The 22,876-nt window shown below is 70.6% G+C and carries 21 protein-coding genes; 8 read left to right on the forward strand and 13 right to left on the reverse strand.

Annotation, left to right across the window (positions count from 1 at the left end; genetic code table 11):
* Nucleotides 1-26: 26 nt before the first annotated feature.
* Entirely contained in the window at nt 27-1,268 is a 1,242-nt protein-coding gene (locus AB0H43_RS15000; protein WP_359999905.1) for a sensor histidine kinase, read from the forward strand.
* A gap of 73 nt (nt 1,269-1,341) precedes the next feature.
* Nucleotides 1,342-2,028: a response regulator transcription factor gene (locus tag AB0H43_RS15005; RefSeq protein WP_359999906.1), complete on the forward strand. Its 687-nt coding sequence runs from the start codon at nt 1,342-1,344 to the stop codon at nt 2,026-2,028.
* A 152-nt stretch (nt 2,029-2,180) separates the two neighbouring features.
* On the opposite strand, the gene AB0H43_RS15010 is transcribed toward AB0H43_RS15005, so the two are convergent.
* Together AB0H43_RS15010 and AB0H43_RS15015 are read right to left on the reverse strand one after the other, a co-directional pair.
* Nucleotides 2,181-2,843 (reverse strand): response regulator transcription factor, encoded by a 663-nt coding sequence (locus tag AB0H43_RS15010; protein WP_359999907.1) that lies wholly within the window; start codon nt 2,841-2,843, stop codon nt 2,181-2,183.
* On the reverse strand, nt 2,840-4,036 hold the full coding sequence (locus AB0H43_RS15015; protein ID WP_359999908.1) for a histidine kinase: 1,197 nt from the start codon (nt 4,034-4,036) through the stop codon (nt 2,840-2,842). Before AB0H43_RS15015 ends, AB0H43_RS15010 begins: the two co-directional genes overlap by 4 nt.
* A 143-nt stretch (nt 4,037-4,179) precedes the next feature.
* On the opposite strand from AB0H43_RS15015, the gene AB0H43_RS15020 reads away from it, so the two are divergent.
* Genes AB0H43_RS15020 through AB0H43_RS15030 form a run of 3 tightly spaced genes read left to right on the forward strand, consistent with a single transcriptional unit; the run spans nt 4,180 to nt 7,320 of the window.
* Nucleotides 4,180-5,106, forward strand: coding sequence for a carboxymuconolactone decarboxylase family protein (locus tag AB0H43_RS15020; RefSeq protein WP_359999909.1), 927 nt, complete (start codon nt 4,180-4,182; stop codon nt 5,104-5,106).
* An 11-nt stretch (nt 5,107-5,117) separates the two neighbouring features.
* Complete coding sequence (locus AB0H43_RS15025; RefSeq protein ID WP_359999910.1) at nt 5,118-5,534, forward strand: DUF6220 domain-containing protein; 417 nt, start codon at nt 5,118-5,120, stop codon at nt 5,532-5,534.
* A 46-nt stretch (nt 5,535-5,580) separates the two neighbouring features.
* Nucleotides 5,581-7,320, forward strand: a complete 1,740-nt coding sequence (locus AB0H43_RS15030; protein ID WP_359999911.1) for a multicopper oxidase family protein — start codon at nt 5,581-5,583, stop codon at nt 7,318-7,320.
* A gap of 320 nt (nt 7,321-7,640) precedes the next feature.
* On the opposite strand, the gene cutA is transcribed toward AB0H43_RS15030, so the two are convergent.
* From cutA to AB0H43_RS15045, 3 genes are all read right to left on the reverse strand, one after another.
* Nucleotides 7,641-7,970, reverse strand: a complete 330-nt coding sequence (gene cutA / locus AB0H43_RS15035) for a divalent-cation tolerance protein CutA (protein ID WP_359999912.1) — start codon at nt 7,968-7,970, stop codon at nt 7,641-7,643.
* Between the two features lie 176 nt (nt 7,971-8,146).
* Nucleotides 8,147-8,461: an AzlD domain-containing protein gene (locus AB0H43_RS15040; RefSeq protein ID WP_359999913.1), complete on the reverse strand. Its 315-nt coding sequence runs from the start codon at nt 8,459-8,461 to the stop codon at nt 8,147-8,149.
* Nucleotides 8,458-9,150, reverse strand: a complete 693-nt coding sequence (locus tag AB0H43_RS15045; protein ID WP_359999914.1) for an AzlC family ABC transporter permease — start codon at nt 9,148-9,150, stop codon at nt 8,458-8,460. The genes AB0H43_RS15040 and AB0H43_RS15045 overlap by 4 nt, the downstream gene beginning before the upstream one ends.
* A gap of 64 nt (nt 9,151-9,214) precedes the next feature.
* Between AB0H43_RS15045 and AB0H43_RS15050 the strand changes: the two genes are divergently transcribed.
* A complete protein-coding gene (locus AB0H43_RS15050) occupies nt 9,215-9,769 on the forward strand; it encodes an XRE family transcriptional regulator (protein WP_359999915.1) in 555 nt (184 codons plus the stop codon).
* Nucleotides 9,770-9,776: 7 nt separating this feature from the next.
* Here AB0H43_RS15050 and AB0H43_RS15055 read toward each other — a convergent pair whose 3' ends face one another.
* The 5 genes from AB0H43_RS15055 to AB0H43_RS15075 all read right to left on the reverse strand — a co-directional run bounded on the left by AB0H43_RS15055 (nt 9,777) and on the right by AB0H43_RS15075 (nt 16,312).
* The gene (locus AB0H43_RS15055; protein WP_359999916.1) at nt 9,777-10,598 is read right to left on the reverse strand and encodes a sugar nucleotide-binding protein; all 822 of its coding nucleotides are present in this window, start codon (nt 10,596-10,598) and stop codon (nt 9,777-9,779) included.
* Nucleotides 10,595-12,388 (reverse strand): aspartate--tRNA ligase, encoded by a 1,794-nt coding sequence (gene aspS, locus AB0H43_RS15060; protein ID WP_359999917.1) that lies wholly within the window; start codon nt 12,386-12,388, stop codon nt 10,595-10,597. Before aspS ends, AB0H43_RS15055 begins: the two co-directional genes overlap by 4 nt.
* Nucleotides 12,389-12,658: 270 nt before the next feature.
* Nucleotides 12,659-14,155 (reverse strand): glycoside hydrolase family 3 N-terminal domain-containing protein, encoded by a 1,497-nt coding sequence (locus AB0H43_RS15065; protein WP_359999918.1) that lies wholly within the window; start codon nt 14,153-14,155, stop codon nt 12,659-12,661.
* A gap of 47 nt (nt 14,156-14,202) precedes the next feature.
* On the reverse strand, nt 14,203-15,540 hold the full coding sequence (hisS, locus tag AB0H43_RS15070; protein WP_359999919.1) for a histidine--tRNA ligase: 1,338 nt from the start codon (nt 15,538-15,540) through the stop codon (nt 14,203-14,205).
* Between the two features lie 25 nt (nt 15,541-15,565).
* Nucleotides 15,566-16,312: an MBL fold metallo-hydrolase gene (locus tag AB0H43_RS15075; RefSeq protein WP_359999920.1), complete on the reverse strand. Its 747-nt coding sequence runs from the start codon at nt 16,310-16,312 to the stop codon at nt 15,566-15,568.
* A gap of 183 nt (nt 16,313-16,495) precedes the next feature.
* Between AB0H43_RS15075 and AB0H43_RS15080 the strand changes: the two genes are divergently transcribed.
* Entirely contained in the window at nt 16,496-17,416 is a 921-nt protein-coding gene (locus AB0H43_RS15080) for a peptidylprolyl isomerase (protein ID WP_359999921.1), read from the forward strand.
* 46 nt (nt 17,417-17,462) lie between these two features.
* Nucleotides 17,463-18,305: a peptidylprolyl isomerase gene (locus AB0H43_RS15085; protein ID WP_359999922.1), complete on the forward strand. Its 843-nt coding sequence runs from the start codon at nt 17,463-17,465 to the stop codon at nt 18,303-18,305.
* A gap of 60 nt (nt 18,306-18,365) precedes the next feature.
* Here the strand turns inward: AB0H43_RS15085 and AB0H43_RS15090 are convergent, their stop codons facing one another.
* The 3 genes from AB0H43_RS15090 to secF form a co-directional block, all read right to left on the reverse strand.
* On the reverse strand, nt 18,366-20,804 hold the full coding sequence (locus AB0H43_RS15090) for a bifunctional (p)ppGpp synthetase/guanosine-3',5'-bis(diphosphate) 3'-pyrophosphohydrolase (RefSeq protein WP_360000351.1): 2,439 nt from the start codon (nt 20,802-20,804) through the stop codon (nt 18,366-18,368).
* A 145-nt stretch (nt 20,805-20,949) separates the two neighbouring features.
* On the reverse strand, nt 20,950-21,522 hold the full coding sequence (locus AB0H43_RS15095) for an adenine phosphoribosyltransferase (RefSeq protein ID WP_359999923.1): 573 nt from the start codon (nt 21,520-21,522) through the stop codon (nt 20,950-20,952).
* 187 nt (nt 21,523-21,709) lie between these two features.
* Nucleotides 21,710-22,876, reverse strand: a complete 1,167-nt coding sequence (secF, locus tag AB0H43_RS15100; protein WP_359999924.1) for a protein translocase subunit SecF — start codon at nt 22,874-22,876, stop codon at nt 21,710-21,712.

Raw genomic sequence — 22,876 nt, forward strand, 5'->3', positions numbered from 1 at the left:
GGCGTCCGCCGCGCTACGTTGATCAGGTGCTTCGGCTTGGCGGCCGGCGGGGGCTGCGATGGTGGCCCCGTGCGCTGGCTTATCTCGTCTCGTCGCCGCCGGTGATGATCACCGTCGCGGTGCCGATGGGCGTACTCGCCTTGCCGTGGCTTCTGCTCCTCGGTGAGGCCGGCCGGGCGTCGTTCGCCCGGATCGTGCTGCTGGGCCTCGCCGGTCTGCTGCTCGTCGGCGGACTCGGGCCGCCGTTCGCCCGTGTGGTCGCGGCGTTCGAACGGTGGCGGCTACGGCTGGCCGATCCCCGGCCGCTCCCTTCCCCGCGCTCCGGCGCCGGCCGGCTGCCGTGGCTCGATCCGGTGGCGTGGCGTGAGTTCGCATACGCGATCCTCCTGGTCACCGCATTGCCCGCGCTCTACCTGCTGACCTCGATGTCGGTGCTGCTGGCGGCGCTCTGGATGGCGGCGCCGCTGCTCGCCGCCGAGCAGCCGGTCTCGCTCGGCTTCGGCGAAGTGAGCAGCGCCGCCGGGGCCGTCCCCTACACGGTCGCCGGGGTGATCCTGCTGCCCGTGACGGCGTACCTGTTCCTGATCCTCGCCGACGGCCACGTGGCAGTGGCCCAGGCGCTGCTCGGCGGCGACCCGCGAGACCAGCTGGTGGAGATCGCCCGCTCCCGGTCCCGGCTCGCCGACGCGTTCGAGACCGAACGCCGCCGGATCGAACGCGACCTGCACGACGGCGCGCAGCAGCGGCTGATCGGGCTGACCCTCCAACTCGGCCTGGCCCGGCACGATCTGCCTCCCGAATCACCGGCCGGGCAAGCGGTGGCCGCCGCTCACGAGCAGGCCAAGCAGCTCATGGTCGAACTGCGGGAGCTGATCCAGGGCATCCGGCCGCAGATCCTCACCGACCGGGGGCTGCCCGCCGCGCTGCGCGAACTCGCCGACCGCTCCCCCGTCGGCGTACACGTCACCGCGACCGTGCCGGAGCGGCTGCCGGCGCAGGTCGAGACGACGGCGTACTTCGTCGCCGCCGAGGCGCTGGCCAACGTGGCCAAACACTCCGGGGCTACGCAGGCCGCGGTCGAGGCGACCGTCCGCAATGGACGTCTGACCGTCGTCGTCACCGATGACGGCGTGGGCGCGGCCGATCCCGGCGGCGGCAGCGGCCTGACCGGCCTCGCCGACCGGGTCGACGCGATCGGCGGCACCACCCTCCTGTCCAGCCCGCCTGGTGGCCCGACCGTGCTGAAGGCGGAGATCCCGTGCGCCTGATCGGATCCGAGCCTGCCGAGCCGTCGTTGTCCAGCCCACCCGGCGACCCGACCGTGCCGAAGGCGGAAACGCCGTGCGCCTGATCGGATCCGAGACTGCCGAGCCGTCGCCCGTCCGAGTCGTGCTCGCAGAGGACGGCGTACTCCTGCGGGAAGGGCTGGCCGGGCTGCTCGCCCGCTTCGGCTTCACCGTCGTGGCGGCGGTCGGCGACGCACCCTCACTCCTTTCGGCGTGGGCCGCGGAGCAGCCGGATCTCGTGGTCACCGACATCCGCATGCCACCCGGCTATACCGACGAAGGGCTGCGCGCCGCGTTGGAGTTGCGGAAGCAGCGCCCGGCTCCGGCGGTCGCCGTGCTCAGCCAATACGTCCAGCACTCCTTCGCCGCCGACCTGCTCGAGTCGGGTGGCGGTCGCGGCGTCGGCTATCTGCTCAAGGACCGCATCGTGGATGTCGAGGAGTTCGCCGCGACCCTGCATCAGATCGCGTCCGGCGGGACAGTGGTGGACCCGGAGGTCGTCCGGCAACTCCTCCAACGGCACCGCGATCCGCTGTCGCGATTGTCGCCCCGCGAAGGCGAAGTCCTCGGACTACTGGCCGAGGGCCACTCGAACGCCGCGATCGCCCGGCGTCTGGTGGTGACCGAGGCTGCTGTGGGCAAACACGTCGGCAACATCTTCGCCAAGCTCGACCTGCCGCCGACCGACGACACGAATCGCCGGGTGCTGGCCGTGCTGACCTACCTCAACGCCGACGCCTGACCCGACGGCGCCAATCGCAAGCCCTCCGGCTCGGAACCAACCCACGCCACACGGCACAGCACAGCGCCCCGATCCCACCGGATCACGGTTCCCGGTCGAATCATCGCCCAAGATTCGACCGACATCCCTGATCCAGCCCTGAGAAACACGGGTCAGCGGCGACGCGGCGTGATCAGCCCCGACTCGTACGCCCACACCACGAGCTGCGCCCGATCCCGGCAGTGGAGTTTCATCATCGCCCGGTTGACGTGGGTCTTCGCGGTCAACGGGCTGATCACCATCCGTTCGGCGATCTCGTCGTTGCTGAGTCCGCGGGCGACCAGTTCGACGATCTCCTGTTCGCGGGCGGTGAGGACTTCGCGTCCGGCGGCTGGGTCGGCTCCCGGCGGTCCGGCGACGAATTCGCTGATCAGCGTACGCGTGATCGCCGGAGCGAGTAGGGCGTCACCCCGGGCGACGACCGCGATCGCCTGCAGTAGTTCGGCGGGGTCGGAGTCTTTGAGGAGGAACCCGCTGGCACCGGCCCGCAGGGCGGCGAACACATAGGAGTCGAGCCCGTAGTTGGTCAGGATCAGCACCCGTACGCCGCTCAGCCGGGGCTCGGCGGCGATGCGCCGGGTTGCCTCGATCCCGTCGAGGCCGGGCATCTGCACGTCCATGAGCACGACGTCGGGTTGGAGCCGGGTGGCTTCGGCGACCGCCGCCGCCCCGTCGGCGGCCTCTCCGACGACCGCCAGCTCGTCCTCGGCTTCGAGCAGCGCCCGGAACCCGGCGCGCATGAGCGCCTGATCGTCGGCGAGCAGCACTTTGATCATGGAGTTTCCTGTCGCGACACGCCGTCGACACCAGAGTTTACTCCATGATCAACGGGGACGCCGGCGGAGGCGGAGGGGACGGGGGTTAGGGCGATGGGGAGTGGGAGGCAGGCGCGGACGGCGAAGCCGCCGCTGTCGACCGGTCCGGCCGACAGTGTCCCGCCGAGCCCGGTGACCCGTTCCCGCATCCCGCGCAGCCCGACCCCCGGGGTGACGGGCCGATCGGTGACGGGACCGTCGTCGGTCACCGAGATGACGACCGCCGCCGGCTGGTAGGCGACCGCGACCGAGGCGGCGGCCGATCCGGCGTGCTTGGCGACGTTGGTCAGCCCCTCCTGGACCACCCGGTACGCGGCCTGGTCCACCTCGGCCGGCAGCGACCGCGGTTCGCCGGAGATCTCCACCGTCACCGGTACGCCCAAGGACCGGGTCCGCTCCAGCAGCTCGGGCAGCCGATCGAGCCCAGCACTGTCCATATCAGACGTACGCAGCACACCCAGCGTGGCGCGCAGTTCCCGCATCGCATCCGCGCTCGCCTCTTGAATGGCCAGCAGCGCCGGTGGCGGTTCCTCGCCGTGTTTGCGAGCGAGATGCACCGCGATCCCGGCCTGCACTTTGATCACCGAAATGCTGTGCGTCAGCGCGTCGTGCAGCTCGCGGGCGATCCGCAGGCGTTCCTCGCCGGCCCGGCGCAGCGCCATCTCCTCACGGGTGCGTTCGGCTTCCAGCGCCCGCTGCTCGACCTGAGCCAGGTACGCCTGCCGCTGCCGCGCGATCAGACCCGCGATGTTGGCCGCGACGAACCAGCCGAGCAGCAACGACGTACGCTCGCCTACCTGTTGCGGAAGCCCGCCGCTGGACGTGGAGATGTCGTACGCGAGGAAGCCGGTCAGGAACACGACGCTGGCGACGGCGGCCGAGATGCGATGGCCCAGCCAGCCTGCGACGTAGACGGTGCCGAGGACGGCGAACGAGGCCGACACCCCGGCGTGGACGCGTACGTGGAAGGCGAGCATCGCGACGGTCACCACGGCCATCGCGGGTACCGGGTACTTGCGGCAGACGGCCACCGCCCCCGCGGTCAGCAAGGCCAGCGCGACTTCGACGACGCCGACGTGGCCGGCCTCCGGCACGAGGGCCGCGTTGCCGAGCAGGACGGCCGCGATCACGAGACCACCGATGGCGAAGGGCATAACCGCACTCTAGAACGGCCGTCGCCCCGAATCGTCCTGCGTTTGCCGTAGATCACGCGTACTGCGATCGCGGTATCGGCGGCCCGCCAAGTGCCTGCGGCCGCACGACGTTTTCGCCACGCTGCGCGACGAGCATCGAGATCATGATTTACCGCTTCTTCACTCCGCCGCCCGCCCGCACCGCCACGGGCGAAGCCGCCGGGGTCTACCGGCAGTTGCGCGAGGAGTTCCTCGGGCCGGTGCCCACCTTCCAGGTGCTGTCGGCCGTGCCCGAGCTGATGGGCGCGACCTGGTCGCTGATGCGCGAGGCGTTGCTGGCCGGGGACACCTCCCGGACCGAGCGGGAACTCGCGGCGACCTCGGTGTCGCACGCGAACCGCTGCCGGTTCTGCGTCGACGCGCATGTGATGCTGCTGCACGGGCTCGGCGAGCACGAGCTTGCCGAGGCCGCCGCCCGCGGCGAGGCACCGGCCGCGTACCACCCGCTCGTGGCGTGGGCCGAGGCGAGCCGGAATCCGGTGACCGCACGCTGGACCCACGACGGCTACTCCGCCGAACTCGTCGGCACCGTGCTCGCCTTCCACTTCATCAACCGGATGGTGTCAGCGCTGCTCAACCCGGATCTGCTGCCGGCCGGCCTGCAGCGTTCGGCGATGGTCCGCAACGTCGGGGGCCGCCTTTACGCCAAGGTCGCCCGTGAGCACAAGCAGCCACGCAAGCCGGTCGAGGACGCGTACGCGGAGCTGCGAAACGTCGCGTCGAACGTCGGCGGCCTGCTCAGCGAGGCCGCCCAGGCGCACGTCAAGGCCGTGGTCGCCGCCGAGGACGGCATCCATCCGCAGCGCCCGGCCGACTGGGCCGTCGACCAGGTCCGGGACCTGCCCGCGCTCGACCGGGTCGGTGCGCGAATCGCGCTGCTGGCGGCGTTCGCGCCGAGCGCCCTCAGCCAGGGCGACGTCGCCCTCTGGCGCCTGTCCCACCCGTCCGACGCCGACCTGGTGCGGCTCGTCGCGTACGGCGCGATCACGGCCACCGAGCACGTCGCGACCGCGGCGCACGCCCTCATCTGAAGGAGATCACCATGCGTAAGGCACTTTCCGTCACCAGCGGCGTCCTGCTCGCCGTGTTCGCGCTGCAGTTCGCGTTCGCCGCGGTCGGGGCGTTCACCAAACCGGCCGACGACAGCGCGTACAGCCTGCACCGGATCAACGGATCGGTGGTGATCCCGGTGCTCATCCTGCTCATGACGCTGTTCGCCGCGCTGGCGAAGGCGCCCGGCAAGCTCATCGGCATGGCGATTCTGCCGCTCGGCCTGGTCGTCCTGCAGCCGGTGCTCGCCGGGATCGCCAACGGCCTGACCGACGACGGCGGCGCGACGAGCACGGTCGGCCTGATCATCGGCGCGTTGCACGCCATCAACGCGATCATCATGGTCCATTTCGTGGTCGGCGTGATGCGCGGAGCGCAGAAGCTCGGCCAGCCGGTGGAAGCAGCATGAGCATCCACAGGTTCCAGGCGAGCGCCGGCCGCAGGTCGGTGGTCGCATGAGCACGGGGTCCGTGATCGCGATCGACTTCCTGATCGCAGTCCTCGCGGCCGCCGGGTGGCTGGGCGGCGGCGCCGCGGCGGCCGCCCGGCGCCGTCCGGTCGCACTCGCCCTGGCGGCGTTCGCTGTGCTGGCCACGGTCGCACGCGCGGTCACGGTGACGATGCTCGCCCGCGCGGGCTGGTGGTTCGCCGCGGAGAAGATCCTCATCGCCGCCCCGCTGTCGCTCACGGCCGTGGTCGTCGCCGGCTGGCGGCTGCTCAAGGCCCGGGGCGACATCCGGTCCGCGGCGATCGCCCTGCTCTTCGCCGGGTACGCCGACAGCAGCGCCCTGCTCGTGACGGTCCTGCACGGGTACCCGGCGTCGGCGGGAGCGGGCCTGCTGGCGGTGGCGGGAGTGGTCGCCGCGACCGCGGTCTCCTGGCGTCTCCTCGGCCCGCGCCCGTCCCGGGCGGTGTCCCGGACGACCCTGGCGGTGGCGGTCGTGGCGCTGGTGGCCGGCACCGGGCTGGCCGCCGCGCCGAGCGCTGCTCCAGGCGTACCACATCAGCACGAGCAGGGAGCCACGCCGAGCGTAGGCGAGCCGACAAAACAATTCACGTTGACGGCGGCGACCGCCACGGTGACCGTGAGCGGGCAGCGCGTGGCGGCGTGGGCGTTCGACGGCCAGGTGCCGGGGCCGGAGCTGACCGCGACCGTCGGCGACGTCCTGGAGGTGACGTTGCGCAACAAGGACATCGCGCGCGGCGTGACGCTGCATTGGCACGGCTACGACGTGCCGAACAGCCAGGACGGCGTGCCCGGCATCACGCAGGACGCGGTGCTGCCCGGCCAGGAGTTCGTCTATCGATTCCGGGCCGATCAAGCCGGGACCTACTGGTACCACACGCACGCGGTCTCCGACATCGGCGTGAAGATGGGCCTCTACGGCGTGCTCGTGGTACGCCCGGCGCCGGCGTCCGGTGTGGACCGGGTGATCGCGGCGCACACGTTGTCGAGCGTCAGCCTGCCCGAACCGGTGCAGGAGCCGGTCGCGGCCGGGACGCCGGTGCGGCTGCGGCTGATCAACACCGACAGCACAACGCACCGGTACGCCCTGGCCGGTACCTCGTTCCAGGTGGCGGCGATCGACGGGATGGACCTGTCGCAGCCCTCGACCCTGACCGGCACCGCGATCTCGATCCCGGCCGGCGGGCGCTACGACCTGGTGTTCACCGCCCCGGCGACCCCGATCGCGTTGTCGGTGGACAACCGCGTCGTCTACGCCACCGGCGCCACGGCCGCCGCCACCTCCGGCTGGCCCGTTCTGGATCCGCTGAGCTACGGCGCTTTCGCCGCCCCACCCTGGACCCGCTACGACAAGGAGTTCACCCTCGTCCTCGACCGCGGCCTGGACCTGCGCGGCCTGCTCCCCCGGTACGCCCACACCGTCAACGGCGCGGCCGACCCGGACATCCCGCCGCAGGTCGTCCACCTGGGCGACACCGTCAAGTTCACGATCGTGAACCGGTCGCTGGTGGTGCATCCGTGGCATCTGCACGGCCACCATGTGCTCGTGTTGTCCCGCAACGGAAAGGCCGCGACCGGGAGTCCGCTGTGGCTCGACTCCTTCGACGTACGCCCCGGTGAGGTGTGGGAGGTGACCTTCAAGGCCGACAATCCCGGCATGTGGGCGAACCACTGCCACAATCTCGCCCACGCCGAGCAGGGCATGCTGCTCCATCTCATGTACGCGTGACAGTTCCTCACTCATGGCAGCTCAGCCCTCTGGACCACGCTGCGTATTGAGGGTTACGATTTCTGTTACGGCTCCGGGCCGCATGCAGACCCGGAGCCGTCCACTATGTACGGACACCGCCGCAACGCCTTGTGGCTAAGCTGTTCCGATGCCGGAATGGAGCCACGAACCGCCTGGATACACGTGCCCGTTCTGCGAGTTCCTGACCGGGCGCGACCGCGTGAACGATCAGCGCGACGTCGTCCGGCGGACCGAACGGGCGACCGCTTTCGTGGCACCCCGCTCGTGGCCGAACAATCCCGGGACCGCCGCCTGCTGGACTACTTCGCCGGGCGGGTCGAGTCGCGGATCCAGGCCAGGTAGGACGCGGCCCCGTCGACGACGGGCAGGCAGACGATCTCCGGCACGTCGTAGCTGTGCATGCCGCGCAGGTGGTCGCTGAGCTCCGGCCCCCGGTCGGCGGTCGTCTTGAACTCGACGCGCCACTCCCGGGCCTCGTCCACCCCGCCGTTCCACCAGTACACGCTGGTGATCGGCCCGTGAACCTGGGCGCACGCGGCCAGCCGCGCGCCGACCGCGGACCGGGCGAGTTCGTGCGCGGCGTCCGCGGAGTCCGTCGTGGTCACCACGACGAGGATGTCAGTCTCCACAATGCGCACGGTAACCCCTGGCGACCGCCACCGTGAGCCGCCCCGCCCGGCACCGCCGCCCCCGTTGGCGCTGGATCAGGGATCTCGGTCGAATCTTGGTCCAAGATTCGACCCGGATCCCTGATCCAGCGCTAAGTCATGAGGCGGCGGCGGTCAGGGGAGGCGGGTTCGGGCGGTCAGGGGAGGCCGGCCAGGCGGAGGAGGGCGGCGGTGGCGGCGGCCGCGACGACCACCACGGCGAACGGCATACGCCGCCAGGCCAGGACCGCGCCGACGGCCACTCCCGCCGGTCGGGCGATCCCGAGCGCGAGGTGCCCGGCGTCGGTGAACACGGCGGTCGCCACCAACGCGGCCAGCAGTGTCGTCGCCGCCACCGGCAGGAGGTCGCGTAGCCAGTCCGGGAGGGTGAGCCGGCCACGGAGCAGGACGCCGGACAGGCGGATGGCGTACGTGCCCGCGGCCAGCGCCAGGAGAACCACGACGTACTTCATTCCGACGCCCCCTGCAGCGAGAAGCGGCGGACGACGCCCGCACCGACTCCCAGCAGCGCGGCGAGCACGGGGAGCCCGGCCGGAAGCAGTGGAGTCGCCGCGACCGCGATGACCGCTCCGATGGCGGCCGACGTCCGGGTCGTCCGGTCCCGCATCGCGGGCAGGATCAGGGCAAGCAGGCCGGCCGGGAACGCCGCGTCGAGTCCGTAGGTGGCCGGATCGCCGACTGCGCCGCCGACCACGACTCCGGCCGCCACGCCGAGGTTCCAGGTGACGAAGAGGATGCCGCCGACCAGCCAGTACGCCTGTCGCCGCCGATGCTCCTCGTCCTGCGCCAGGGCGAACGCCGTGTTCTCGTCGATCAGCACGTGGGCGCCGAGCAGTTTCAGCGGCAGCCGATCGCCGAGCGCGCCGCCGATCGCCAGGCCGAACGGCAGGTGGCGGACGTTGACGAGCAGGCCGCCGAGGATCGCGGCGACGGGGTTTCCGGCGGCGAGCATGCCGACGGCGAGGAACTGCGACCCGCCCGCGAAGATCAGTAGTGACATCGCGGTGGGCAGCCACTTCGGCATCCCCTGGGCGACGCTGATCGCGCCGAAGGAGATGCCGATCATCGCGGAGGCCGTCCCGATCGCGAGCGCGTCCCGGAGCAGGCCGCGATCGAGTGGCGTTCGATCTGGCGTACGCATGTTTAGAATATCGAACACGAACCCGGTGTTCGTCAAATCGAACGCTATGACCTATGGAGCGAACATGACCGACGGGCCACCGCTCGACGTCATCGCCGCCGCGCTCCGGCGCGAACGGGACCGGCTCGGCCTCAGCCTCAGCGAGGTCGCCAAACGAGCCGGAGTCGCCAAGTCGACCCTCTCCCAACTGGAGTCGGGGCAGGGCAACCCGAGTGTGGAGACGCTCTGGTCACTGGCGGTGGCGTTGGAGGTGCCGTTCAGCCGGCTCATCGAACCCGGCCCCACCGGCGTACGCGTCGTGCGGCGCGGCGAAGGGGTGGCGTACCCGAGCAGCCAGGCCGACTTCACCGGCACCCTACTCAGCTCCGGCCCCCGCCACGTGACCCGGGACATCTACGTCCTGCACGTCGAGCCCGGCGCGGAACGGCACGCCGAGGCGCACATCCCGGGGACCGTCGAACACATGGTGGTGTGCGGGGGCCGGATGCGTACCGGGCCGGAGGGGAGCCTGGTCGACCTCGGACCGGGCGACTACGCGTCGTTCCCCGGCGACGCCGACCACGGCTACGAGGCCCTCGAACCGGGCACCTGGGCCGTGCTCGTCATGGAACACCGGTAGCCCCCGGTTATCCGGCGAGCACCTCGGAGACCGGCCGGATCTGGACCTTGAGCAGGGTCGCCGCGCGCGACGAGTCGAGCTTGACGTCCAACGGCCCGGCGTTGGGCACCCGCGTGGCCTTGCCTGTCGGCACCAGGCGCGGGGACAGCCCGTGGCGCAGCGCGATCAGCTTGCCGAGCTGCGCCCGGCTCACCGCCTGCGGCCCCGCGACGTTGAGCACACCGGCGTAGTCGTTGCCGACCAGCTCCAGCAATGCCGCCGCCAACTCCGCGCCGTCGACCGGGCAGCGCACCTGATCGGTGAACAGCCGGCCCTCGGACCGCCCGTGGATCAGGTCCAGCGCCAACCGGACCTGCGGCGACGTCTCGTCCCCCAGGATCAGCGAGGTACGCACGATCGCCGCCGACGGGTCGATCGCCGCGACCGCCGTCTCGGCCGCCGCCTTCGCCGCGCCGTACGACGTGATCGGGCTCGGGTCGTCGTCCTCGGTGTACGCCTCCGGCCGCCCGGCGTGCAGCGCGTCGCTGGACACGTGCACCAGGCGCGCCCCGACCGCGGCGGACGCCGTCGCGACGTGGGCGGCGCCCGTCGCCGTCGGCCCCCACGACCAGCGGTCGTAGCACGTGTTGATCACGGCGTCCGGGCGTACCAGCTGGACGAGAGTGTGGACCGCGAACGGGTCGCGAACGTCGAGCCGCGACCAGCCGTGCAGCTCATGGGGCGGTGCCGGACGAGCGTGGGTGCCGGTGACCTCGGCCCCCGCGGCCAGCGCGAGCCGGGCCACCTCGCTGCCGAGGTGGCCCGACGCCCCGATGACGAGCAGCTTCACGCGGCCTTGGGCTTCGCGTCCACACCGGCCTCGGCCCGCTGCTGGGCGGTGATGGGTGTGGGCGCGCCGGTCAACGGGTCGTAGCCGTTGCCGGTCTTGGGGAACGCGATGACCTCGCGGATCGAGTCCGCGCCCGCGAGCAGCATGCAGACGCGGTCCCAGCCCAGCGCGATGCCGCCGTGCGGCGGCGGGCCGTAGGCGAACGCGTCGAGCAGGAAGCCGAACTTGTCGCGCTGCTCCTGCTCGGAGATGCCGAGCAAAGTGAACACCCGCTCCTGCACGTCGCCGCGGTGGATACGGATCGAGCCGCCGCCGATCTCGTTGCCGTTGCACACGATGTCGTACGCGTAGGCCAGCGCGTGCTCGGGGTCGTTGTCGAACTTGTCGATCCACTCCGCGTTCGGCGAGGTGAACGGGTGGTGCAGCGCCGTCCAGCCGATCTGCTTCGTGTCGTCCTTCTCGTCGTAGACCGGCTCGAACATCGGCGCGTCGACGATCCAGCAGAACGCCCACGCGGCCGGGTCGATCAGGTTGGCCCGCTTGCCGATCTCCAGCCGGGCCGCGCCCAGCAGTTCCTGCGTACGCCGCTTCTCGCCGGCGCCGAAGAACACCGCGTCGCCCGGCTTCGCGCCGACGGCGTCGGCCAGCCCGGCCAGGTGTGCCTCGGACAGGTTCTTGGCGACCGGGCCCTTCGGCTCACCGGTCTCGGCGTCGAACAGCAGGTACGCCAAGCCCTTGGCGCCGCGGGACTTGGCCCAGTCCTGCCAGCCGTCGAGTTCCTTGCGCGTCTGGCTCGCCCCGCCCGGCATGACGACCGCGCCCACGTACGCCGCCTGGAACACCCGGAATTCGGTGCCCGCGAAGTAGCCGCTGAGATCGGTCAGCTCGCTGCCGAACCGCAGGTCGGGCTTGTCCGAGCCGTAGCGGTCCATCGCCTCGCCGAACGGGATACGCCGGATGGGCGTGGGAATGTCGTACCCGGCCAGCTCGCTCCAGAGGTTCCGCACCACCGCCTCGGCGAGCTCGATGACGTCGTCCTGGGTCACGAACGACATCTCGATGTCGAGCTGGGTGAACTCGGGCTGCCGGTCGGCCCGGAAGTCCTCGTCGCGGTAGCACCGGGCGATCTGGTAGTAGCGCTCCATCCCGGCCACCATCAGCAGCTGCTTGAACAGCTGCGGGGACTGCGGCAGCGCGTACCAGGAACCGGGCTGCAGGCGTACCGGGACCAGGAAGTCGCGGGCGCCCTCGGGGGTCGACCGGGTCAGCGTCGGCGTCTCGATCTCGTGGAAGTCGCGCGCGTGCAGGATCTCGCGGGCAATCTGGTTGGCCCGCGACCGCAGCTTCATCGCCTTCGCCGGGCCCGGCCGCCGCAGGTCGAGGTAGCGGTGCCGGATCCGGATGTCGTCGTTGGCCTCGACGTGGTCGTCGATCGGGAACGGCAGCGGCGCGGCGGTCGACAGCACCTCCAGGTCGCTGACGATGACCTCGATCGCGCCGGTGGGAAGCTCAGGATTTTCGTTGCCGGCGGGCCGCTCGGCCACGGTTCCGGTGACCTTGACGCAGAACTCGTTCCGCAGGGCGTGCGCCTGGTCGCTTTCACGGCTGTGCTGCTGGTCCGACCCGGCTTCGCCGGGGCGGAGCACGACCTGGGCGATGCCGGAGTCGTCGCGCAGGTCGATGAAGGTCACCCCGCCGTGATCACGGCGCCGGGCCACCCAGCCCGCGAGCGTCACCACCTCACCGACGTGCGTCGGGCGCAAGGTGCCGGCGTTGTGGGTGCGGATCACGGTGACTCCTTCACGGGCTTCAACAGCTGCCTCGTCATTCTTCCATCCAGCCGCGCCGCGTCGCGCGCGGACCGCCCCATCCGGACGCGCGGCCGGGCGTTGGATCAGGGTTCCCGGTCGAATCTTGCCCCAAGATTCGACGCGGAACCCTGATCCAACGCCCAACGGGAAGCGCCCAACGGGAAGCGCCCAACGGGAAGCGCCCAACGGGAAGCGCCCGCCGGGAAGCGTCCGACAGGGCGCCCCAACGAAAACGGGAGGAGCGGTCGGTCAGCGGGCGCCGGTCAGCACCTCCGCCGCCGCCCGCCCGCACACCGGGGCCGATCCGAAGGTCGCCACGTGCATGGAACCCACCGGTTCGCCGCCCGGTACGCCCATCTCGACGACGTAGGCGTCCGGCCGCTCGGCCAGCGCCGTACGCAGTGCGGTCGACAGCCAGTCGTGGCGGTGCGCGTCGCGTACGACCAGGACCAGGGGGCGCCCGGAGGCCGCCTGCAACGCCGCCGGAAGGCCACCGTTACGGGCCGCGGCCGCGTCCAGACGCTCCACTGTGGTCCCCGGCAGGATCTCGGCGAGCGGCCCCCCGACACCCCACGGCGTGGCGGCGTCGACCGCGAGGTTGACCGAGGTGGTGAACTCCACGACGTGAGCCGGCTTCATCAGCGGCTCCGCCGACGGCGCCCGCCACGTGCGTACGGCGCGGCGGGCTGCCTCCAGACCCGGCCGGCCGCCACCCGCGTGCCACCGGGCGGCGGCTTCCTGGCGCACGGTCGCCCGCGCGGCCGACCACGAGGCGAGGGCCGCGACTCGTCCAGCGGCTTCGGCCAGCCGCTCCTCGGTGAGCGTTCCATCGTGGACGGCCTGCACGAGGGCGTCCCGCAGCAGGATCGCGGTCGCCTCGTCGGCCGTTTCGCCGCCCACACAGACGGCGTCGACCCCGGCCGCGATCGCACGCACGACGGCCCCGGCCAGCCCGTACTGCGCGTTGATCGGCGCCATCTCGATGCCGTCGGTGACCACGAGACCCGTGAAGCCCAGCTCGGTGCGAAGCAGGTCCATCACGGGCGCGCTCAAGGTAGCGGGAACCGCCGGGTCCAGGGCCGGGAGCAGGACGTGCGCCGTCATGATCGACTGCGTACCGGCCTCGATCGCGGCCCGAAAGGGGGCCAGTTCCAGGCGAGCCAGCCGCTCGCGATCGGCGTGCACGATCGGCAGGCCGTGGTGGGAGTCCACATCGGTGTCCCCGTGCCCGGGAAAGTGCTTCGCACACGCTGCCACGCCGCTGGACTGCAGTCCGCGTACCCAGGCGGCGGTGTGCCGGGAGACCAGATCCGGGTCGGCGCCGAACGAGCGCACCCCGATCACGGGGTTGTCCGGATTGTTGTTGACGTCCGCCGTGGGCGCGTAGTTCAGCGTGATCCCGGCCGCGGCGAGCTGGTCGCCGATGTCGGCCGCGACCGACGCCGTCAGCTCCGGGTCGTCGGCCGCGCCGAGCGCGTGATTGCCGGGCCGCGTGCTGCCGCTGCCGATCTCTATTCGCGTGACGTCGCCGGACTCCTCGTCGAGGGCGATCACCACGGCGGGATTGTGTGCGCGCAACGCGGCGCTGAGGGCGGCGAGCTGGTCGAGGTCGACGATGTTGCGCCCGAACAGCGCCACACCGCCGAGACCCTCGTCCAGCCGCCGCCTCAGCCACTCCGGCGGCGTCACACCGACGAACCCGGGCTGAAGCACCCCGTCCGCCCAGATACGAACCTGGTCTGCCATGGAAGGCAGACTAATCTTTAGGTTTCTTTATTGTAAGTGGTCTCCCGTCATACGATCGGTCCGGAAACCGTCGGATACCGATCCTCTGCGGGCGGGTTCCAGGTCAGCGCGTCGGCTGCGGCCTGGTCTCCGGACCGAATGTCCTTCACGGAGTCGCCGTCCGGCCCGCTGAACCAGACGAACGGGATGCCACGCCGTTCGGCGTACCGGATCTGCTTGCCGAACTTGGCCGCGGACGGCGACACCTCCACCGCGAGACCGCGGGCCCGCAGCGAGGCCGCGGTCCGCATGGCCGCGGCCCGGTCCTCCTCCGCGGTCAGCGCGATCAGGACGCAGGTCGGTACGCCACGCGAAGCGGTCAGCGCGTTCTGTCCGAACAGGACGCCGAGCAGCCGGGACAGCCCGATCGAGATGCCCACGCCGGGATAGCGGTCGTCGCCGGAGCTGGCCAGGTTGTCGTAGCGGCCGCCGGAGCAGACCGAGCCGAAGCGCTCGTAGCCCGCCAGCTGGGTCTCGTAGACCGTGCCGGTGTAGTAGTCGAGACCACGGGCGATCTTCAGCTCGGCCCGGCACAGGCCGGGCGCGTGCGCGGCGGCCGTCTCGACCACCGCGACCAGTTCGGCGAGGCCCTCGTCGAGCAGCGGATCGGTGACCCCGAGCTTGGCCACCTGCTCGGCGAACGAGCCGTCCTCGGCGGAGATCTCGGCCAGCGCGAGGCAGGCGTTCGCCTGCGCCTCGCTCACGCCCCCGGCGACCAGCTCCGCCAGTACACCCTTCGGCCCGATCTTGTCGAGCTTGTCGACGATCCGCATGGTCTCCATCGGGTCGGCCAGGCCGAGCCCGCGGTAGAAGCCCTCCAGGATCTTGCGGTTGTTGACCTGGATGGTCGCCTTGGGCAGCGGCAGTTCGGCGAAGACGTCCCCGATCACCAGCGGGATCTCGGCCTCGTAGTGGGCCGGCAGGGTGTCCCGGTCGACGATGTCGATGTCGCATTGGTAGAACTCGCGGTACCGGCCCTCCTGCGGCCGCTCGCCACGCCAGACCTTCTGGATCTGGTAGCGCCGGAACGGGAACTGCAGCTTGCCGGCGTTCTCCAGCACGTACCGGGCGAACGGAACGGTCAGGTCGAAGTGCAGGCCGAGCTGGGCGTCACCGGCCCCACGGGGCTCCTCCGCCTCCGCCTGCAGGCGGCGCAGCAGGTAGACCTCCTTGGAGGTCTCACCCTTGCTGAGCAGCGTGTCGAGCGGCTCGACCGCCCGGGTCTCGATCGAGGCGAAGCCGTGCAGCTCGAAGACGCGCCGGATGCGGTCCAGGAAGTACTGCTCGACGACTCGGTTGGCCGGCGACCACTCGGGGAAGCCGGACAACGGCATGATCTTGCTCATTTCTCGCAAAGCTCCTGTCGAAGTCTTAGAAGCCGCGTTTCGGCGCGCTGAGCCCGTCGGGTCGGGCCGCCGCCCTCCCGGCTGACGCCGGATCGAGCGGGGGCCGACGCAGACCGGCATCCCGGAGGTAGGGATTGGTGGCGCGCTCGCGGCCGATGGTCGTGGCGGGACCGTGGCCGGGCAGCACGACTGTGGTGTCGTCGAGCGGCAGGACCTTGTCCCGCAGGCTCGCCCACATCTGCTCCATGCTGCCGCCCGGCAGGTCGGTGCGTCCGATCGAGCCGGCGAACAGGACGTCACCGCTGAAGCACACGGGTTCGTCCGCACTCTGACTCCGGAACATCACCGACCCGCCGGTATGGCCCGGTGCGTGGTCGACGGCGAGCTCCAAGCCGGCGATCTTGAGCAGCTGGCCGTCGGCCAGTTCGGCGACGTCGTCGGGTTCGCTCCAGGGCAGGCCGCCGAGCAGCTTGTTCACGTCCATCGAACTCAAGGCCTTGCCCGGGTCCTCGAGCATGTAGCGGTCGTCCGGGTGCAGGTACGCCGGAACGCCCTTCGCGCCGCAGACCGGGGTCACGGAGAAGGTGTGGTCGAGGTGCCCGTGGGTCAGCAGGACCGCCACCGGGCGCAGCCGATGCTCGGCGAGAAGATCGTCGAGCCGGGCGGCCACGCCGATGCCCGGGTCGATGACGACGCACTCCTCGCCGGGCCCAGGAGCCACGACGTAGCAGTTGGTGCCGAAGACGTCCGACGGGAAACCCGCGACGAGCACGTGGCCCACCTCTCTACACTCAGCCGTTTGTCCAGAGCCTATCTGGCACGACACAGCGACTTTCCGTACACTCGCACGGACCGTCCGGGACGTGGCGTGGCACACTCCGGTACGAAACGGCTGATTCACCCTGAAATTGGTCCACCCCGGAATTACGGCGTAGAGACAGGGAGGGGAGCTCTCGTGGCTTCCAGCAAGACCCGTGCGCGGAAACTGGCCCGCGCCAAGCTCAACCGGCAACTCGCCCGCCAAGCCGAGTCGCAGCGGCGAGGCCGGCAGGTCCGGGCCGGGGTCGCCGTGGGTCTCGCCGTACTCCTCGTCGGCGTCGGAACGGCCTGGTTGCTGGGCGCGTTCGACAAGGACAAGACGCCCACCGCGCAGACCCAGTGCGAGTGGACCAAGCAGGACACCTCCGCCAACCCGGATCTGGCGGACAAGGGCGTCCCGACGACGTCCGGGCTGCCGGACACCGGCAACGCCACGATGAACCTCGCGCTGGGCACGGGCACCGTCACGGCGACGCTCGACCGGGCCGGAGCCACCTGCGGCGCGGCCAGCCTGCGCTACCTCGCCGACCAGAACTTCTTCAACGGCACCGCCTGCCACGCGCTGACCCACACCGACGCCGAGGGATACGCCCTCGCCTGCGGCGACCCGTCCGGCAAGGGCACCGGAGGGGTGGCGTACACGTTCTTCTCCGAGCAGCCGGCCCCGGAGGCCACCGCCAGCGCGGCCCCGTCCGCGAGCGCTTCGGCCGCCCCCAGCACCCTGCGCTTCTACCAGGCCGGGACCGTCGTCATGGAGCCGGCCGTCAGCGGCAGCCAGTTCCGGATCTTCTACAAGGACTCGACGGTCGACTCCGCGGTGCACAACTACTCCGTGGTCGGCCAGGTCAGCTCCGGGCTGAACGTGATCGAGGGGATCGCCAAGGCCGGGACCGTCGCCAACGACTCCGGCGCCGACGTGAAGCCGAAGACCGACGTCAAGATCCAGACGTTGACGGTGACCGACACCCAGCCGACCACCGAACCCACCGGTTCGGCCGCGCCGAGCGGATCGGCGGCGCCGACCGCCTCCGCGTCGCCCTCCGCGTCCGCCAGCTAGCCTTTAACCAGCGAGAATCCACCCGACCCGCACGGAGGAAAGCCCCATGACGTCCACGAGGGAGCGCCAGCGCGCGGCGGCCCGCGCCCGGCTGGAGCGCGAGATGACCACCCGCGCCGAGGGAGCGCGCAAGCGCCGGCAGCGCAACGCGTACATCGGAGCGGGTCTGGCGGTGCTGATCCTCATCGGCGGCGGCACCTGGCTGGGCGTCAGCGTGCTGGGCAAGGACAAGAAGACCGACACCCCCGCCGCGGCGCCGTCGGGCTGCCAGTGGCTGCCGGACGCCGACACGGCGTCGAACCCGAACCTCAAGGACGTCGGCATGCCGGCGACCGACGTTCCGAAGTCGGGCAAGCAGCTGCTCACGCTGAACACGACTCAGGGCAAGATCGAGATCGAGATGAACGTGACCGACGCGCCCTGCACCTCGGCCGCGATCGCGTACCTGACCGACAAGAAGTTCTACGACAACACCAAGTGCCACCGGATGGTGACCGAGGGCTTCAAGATCCTCCAGTGCGGCGACCCGAGCGCCACCGGCTCCGGCGGGCCGACCTTCAAGTACGCCGAGGAGAACCTCCCCACCGGCCAGAACCCGGCGTACGAGCGGGGTGTCGTGGCGATGGCCAAGACGCAGAGCCCGAGCTCGACCGGTAGTCAGTTCTTCCTCGTCGACGCCGACATCCCACTGTCGGACGGGCAGACGACGCAGGGCCTGACCGCCGACTACACCGTGCTCGGCAAGATCGTCACCGGCCTCGACGTGCTGGACAAGGTGATCAAGGCCGGCGCCGTCGGCGAGGACGGCAAGACGGCGGCCGGCGACGGCAAGCCGAAGCTGGAAGTGAAGATCACGTCGGCGACGGTCGGCGCGGTCCAGGCCTCCTGACACTCAGCGAAAGGGCCGCCCTCCTCACGGAGGGCGGCCCTTTCGCTGTGCTGAGACGGATCAGGCGCCCGAGGTGACCCGGTACGCGTCGAAGACCCCGTCGACCTTGCGGACGGCGTTCAGCAGGTGCCCCAGGTGCTTCGGGTCGGCCATCTCGAAACTGAACCGGCTGACCGCCACCCGGTCCCGGGTGGTCGTGACGACGGCGGACAGGATGTTGACTCGCTCCTCCGACAGCGCCTTGGTGACGTCGGCGAGCAACCGCTGCCGGTCCAGCGCCTCCACCTGGATCGCGACCAAGAACGTCGATCCCGCCCGCGGCTTCCAGGTGACCTGGACGATCCGCTCCGGCTGGGCCTGCAGATCCTCGGCGTTGGCGCAGTCGTTGCGGTGCACCGAAACTCCGCCGGACCGGGTGACGAAACCGAAGACGTCGTCACCAGGCACCGGGGTGCAGCAGCGGGCCAGCTTGATCCAGACGTCGCTGACACCGACCACCACCACGCCCGGGTCCTGACTGGACTGACGCGTACGCGACGGGCGCGTGGGCACGGCCTGCTCGGCCATGTCCTCGATCGAGCCCTCTTCCCCGCCGTAGGAGGTGACCAGACGCGACACGATGGACTGCGCGGAGACCTGACTCTCACCGATCGCCGCGTACAACGAGGCGACGTCCGGCAGGTTCAGCTCCCGCGCGATCGCCATCAGGGCCTCGGCGGTGAGCATCCGCTTCAGCGGCAGGCCCTCCCGGCGCAGCGACCGGTTGAGCTGCTCCTTGCCCTGCTCGATCGCCTCGTCCCGGCGCTCCTTCTTGAAGTACTGCCGGATCTTCGTCCGCGCCCGCGGCGACTTGACGAAGCCCAGCCAGTCCTGCGTCGGGCCGGCCGTCTCCGACTTCGAGGTGAAGATCTCCACCACGTCGCCGTTGGACAGCACCGACTCCAGCGGCACCAGCTTGCTGTTGACCCGGGCGCCGATGCACCGGTGGCCGACGTCGGTGTGCACCGCGTACGCGAAGTCGACCGGGGTCGACCCGACCGGCAGCGCCCGCACGTCGCCCTTCGGCGTGAAGACGTAGACCTCCTGGCTCGACAAGTCGAACCGCAGCGCGTCCAGGAACTCCGACGGGTCGCTGGCCTCCCGCTGCCAGTCCAGCAGCTGCCGCAGCCAGGTCATCTCGTCGATGTGCGCCGGCGGGCCGACGATCGTGGCGGCCTTGTTCTCCTTGTACTTCCAGTGCGCGGCGATGCCGTACTCCGCGGTGCGGTGCATCGCGTTCGTCCGGATCTGCATCTCCACCGGCTTGCCGGTGGGACCGATGACCGTCGTGTGCAACGACTGGTACATGTTGAACTTCGGCATCGCGATGTAGTCCTTGAACCGGCCGGGGACCGGCTGCCAGTTCGCGTGGATCACACCGAGCGCCGCGTAGCAGTCGCGCACCGTCTCCACCAGGATGCGGACGCCCACGAGGTCGTAGATGTCGTTGAAGTCGCGGCCCCGGACGATCATCTTCTGGTACACCGAGTAGAGGTGCTTCGGCCGCCCGGTGACCTCCGCCTTGATCTTCGACGTCCGCAGATCGCCCTGCACCTTGTTGGTGACCTGCCGCAGCAACGCCTCGCGCTGCGGCTGGTGCTCGTCGATCAGACGCTTGATCTCGTGGAAGCGCTTCGGGAAGAGCTGCTCGAAGGCGAGATCCTCCAGCTCCCACTTGATCGTGTTCATGCCGAGCCGGTGCGCCAGCGGCGCCAGGATCTCCAGCGTCTCCTTCGCCTTCTGCTCCCGCTTGGGCGCGGGCAGGAAGTTGAGGGTACGCATGTTGTGCAGCCGGTCGGCCAGCTTGATGACCAGGACGCGGGGGTCCTTCGCGGTGGCGACGACCATCTTGCGGATCGTCTCCGCCTTCGCCGCGTCCCCGAGCTTGACCTTGTCGAGCTTGGTCACCCCGTCGACCAGCAGCGCGACGCTCTCGCCGAAGTCGGCGCGCACCTGGTCCAGCGTGTACGCCGTGTCCTCGATCGTGTCGTGCAGCAGCGCTGCGACCAGGGTCGTGGTGTCCATGCCCAGCCCAGCGAGCACCCCGGCGACCGCCAGCGGGTGCGTGATGTAGGGATCGCCGGACTTGCGGTACTGCCCGCTGTGCCACCGGTCGGCCGTCTCGTACGCCTGCTGCAACAGGCGGATGTCAGCCTTCGGATGCCATCTGCGGTGCTCGGAGATCAGCGGCGCGAGCTCCTCGGCGACCAGGGTCGACTGCCAGGGCGCGTTGAACCGCGACAGGCGGGCGCGCACGCGCCGACCTGACGGAGTCCCGTTGAGGCTCAACGGGTTCGTCTGCGTCGCCGGGGCGCCCTCGACGGGCTCGAGAGCGCTCTGCGCCTCTCCGCCCGGCGGCACGGTCGCCGTCCGCCCGGACGCACCCGCACGGTGCAGGGGAACGACGTTGTCCTGCTCGCCGCCCTGCTCCGGAGCCCTCACGGCGTCGACTGGATCCATGGACACCAGGCCGCTCCTCACACCTCGCCAGGGTGCCCGCCGCCATTCGGCGATCCCCTCGCAAGGAGACCATCTTACCTAGCGGACGGGCCACTTCCAGGGGTCAGAACACCCGGGCGGCGCTCGGCAATCCCTGCGACGGGCGTCACACCGTCCAGAGGGCGTGCACTTGCCGTCCCGGCAGTCGCTTGCGCCCCTCCAGGAACGCCAGCTCCATGAGCACCGTGAAACCGACGACCTCGCCACCGGCCCGCTCGACCAGGTCCACCGTCGCCTCGGCGGTCCCACCCGTCGCCAGCACGTCGTCGACGACCACTACGCGCTGACCGGCCACGAAGGCGTCCTCGGAGACCTCCAGGACGGCCTGGCCGTACTCGAGGTCGTAGGCGGCCGAATGAGCCACCCGGGGCAGCTTTCCGGCCTTCCGGACAGCCACCACACCCACGCGGGCGGCGTACGCGACGGCAGCGGCGATCACGAAGCCCCGGGCCTCCACGCCCACCACGGTGTCGAAGGTGAGCCGACCGTCGGAGTCCGTGTAGTGCTCGACGATCGCGTCGATCACCGCGTGGAACCGCTCCCCGTCGGCGAACAGCGGCGTCAGGTCCTTGAACTGGATCCCCGGCTTCGGGAAGTCGGCCACGTTCACGACCCCACCGGCGACCAGCTCCGCCGTCTCGGGGCCGCTGTCGCCCCGGTGCTCCACGATCTCCGTCACGCGCTCCACTCTAGGGTGTGCCTCTCCCCGCCATAGCAGCGGCTACGGCCCTTCCACGCCATGATCGTTGCGCCGGCCATGCTGCATAGCCGGGCATTTCGCGGCCGGAAACAGCTTGGCTGACGCAATGATCATGCGAACGCCCACCGGGCCGAGCGGCCTGGTGGGCGTTCGCGAGGAACTGCGGTCAGCGGCGCTTGGGCGCACCGGGGCGGACGGCCTTACCGCCACCGGACTTGCCACCGGCGGGCTTGCGACCGGCCGGACGCGCGCCCGGACGCGGCGCGGCGGTGCCGCCGCCTCCCGTGGTGGCCAGCTCCGGCTCCGGGGCGGCCTGGGCCGGCGTACCGGCGGCGGCCTTGCTCGCCCCGCTCGCCCGGCGGGCCAGCACCCGCTGCGTGTGCGTGGCGATCTTCGGCTCGAACTCCTTCAGCGTCACCAGGACCGGCGTCGCGAAGAAGATCGACGAGTACACCGCGGTGCCCATACCGATGAACAGCACCAGGCCGAGGTCCTTCAGGGTGCCCGCGCCGAGCAGGCCGGCCCCGATGAACAGCAGACCGCCGACGGGCAGCAGAGCCACCAGACCGGTGTTGATCGACCGCATCAGGGTCTGGTTGACGGCGAGGTTGGCCGCCTCGGCGTATGTCTGGGTGCTGCTGCCGGTGATCGACCGGGTGTTCTCCTGGACCTTGTCGAACACCACGACGACGTCGTAGAGCGCGAAGCCCAGGATGGTGAGGAAGCCGATCACGGTGGACGGCGTGACCTCGAACCCGACCAGCGAGTAGACCGCGGCCGCCGCCACCAGGTCGAAGGCCAACGACGCGAGCGCCGCGACGGCCATCCGCCACTCGAACCGGATGATCAGGAAGATCGTCACGAGGGCGAGGAAGATCGCGAGGCTGAACAGCGCCTTCTCGGTGACCTGCTTGCCCCACGCACCCGAGACCACGCTGCTGGAGATCTCGTCGACGCCGACGTTGTACTGCTGGGCCAACGCCGTCCGAACCTCGTTCGCCTGCTCGTTGCTCAGCGCCGAGGTCCGGATCTTGTACGACGGCGTGCCGCCACCGAGGTGCTGGCTGGTGGCGACCTTCGCCTCGGGGTCGACCTTGACGATCTGTTCGCCGACCGCGGTCTGCACGCTCTCGATCGTGCCGACCTTGGCCGGCACGGTGAACTCCGTGCCGCCGGTGAACTCGATGCCGGACTTGAAGCCCAGCGTGAAGAAGCTGATCAGGGCGAGCACGAAGACCGCGCCGACGACGCCGAACCAGACCTTCCGCTTGCCGATGATGTTGAGGCCGGCCTCACCGCGGTAGAGGCGAGTCGCAAGTCCCGACTTGCTCAT

Origin of the sequence: Hamadaea sp. NPDC050747 (assembly GCF_040654195.1) — a bacterium.
Lineage (GTDB): Bacteria > Actinomycetota > Actinomycetes > Mycobacteriales > Micromonosporaceae > Hamadaea.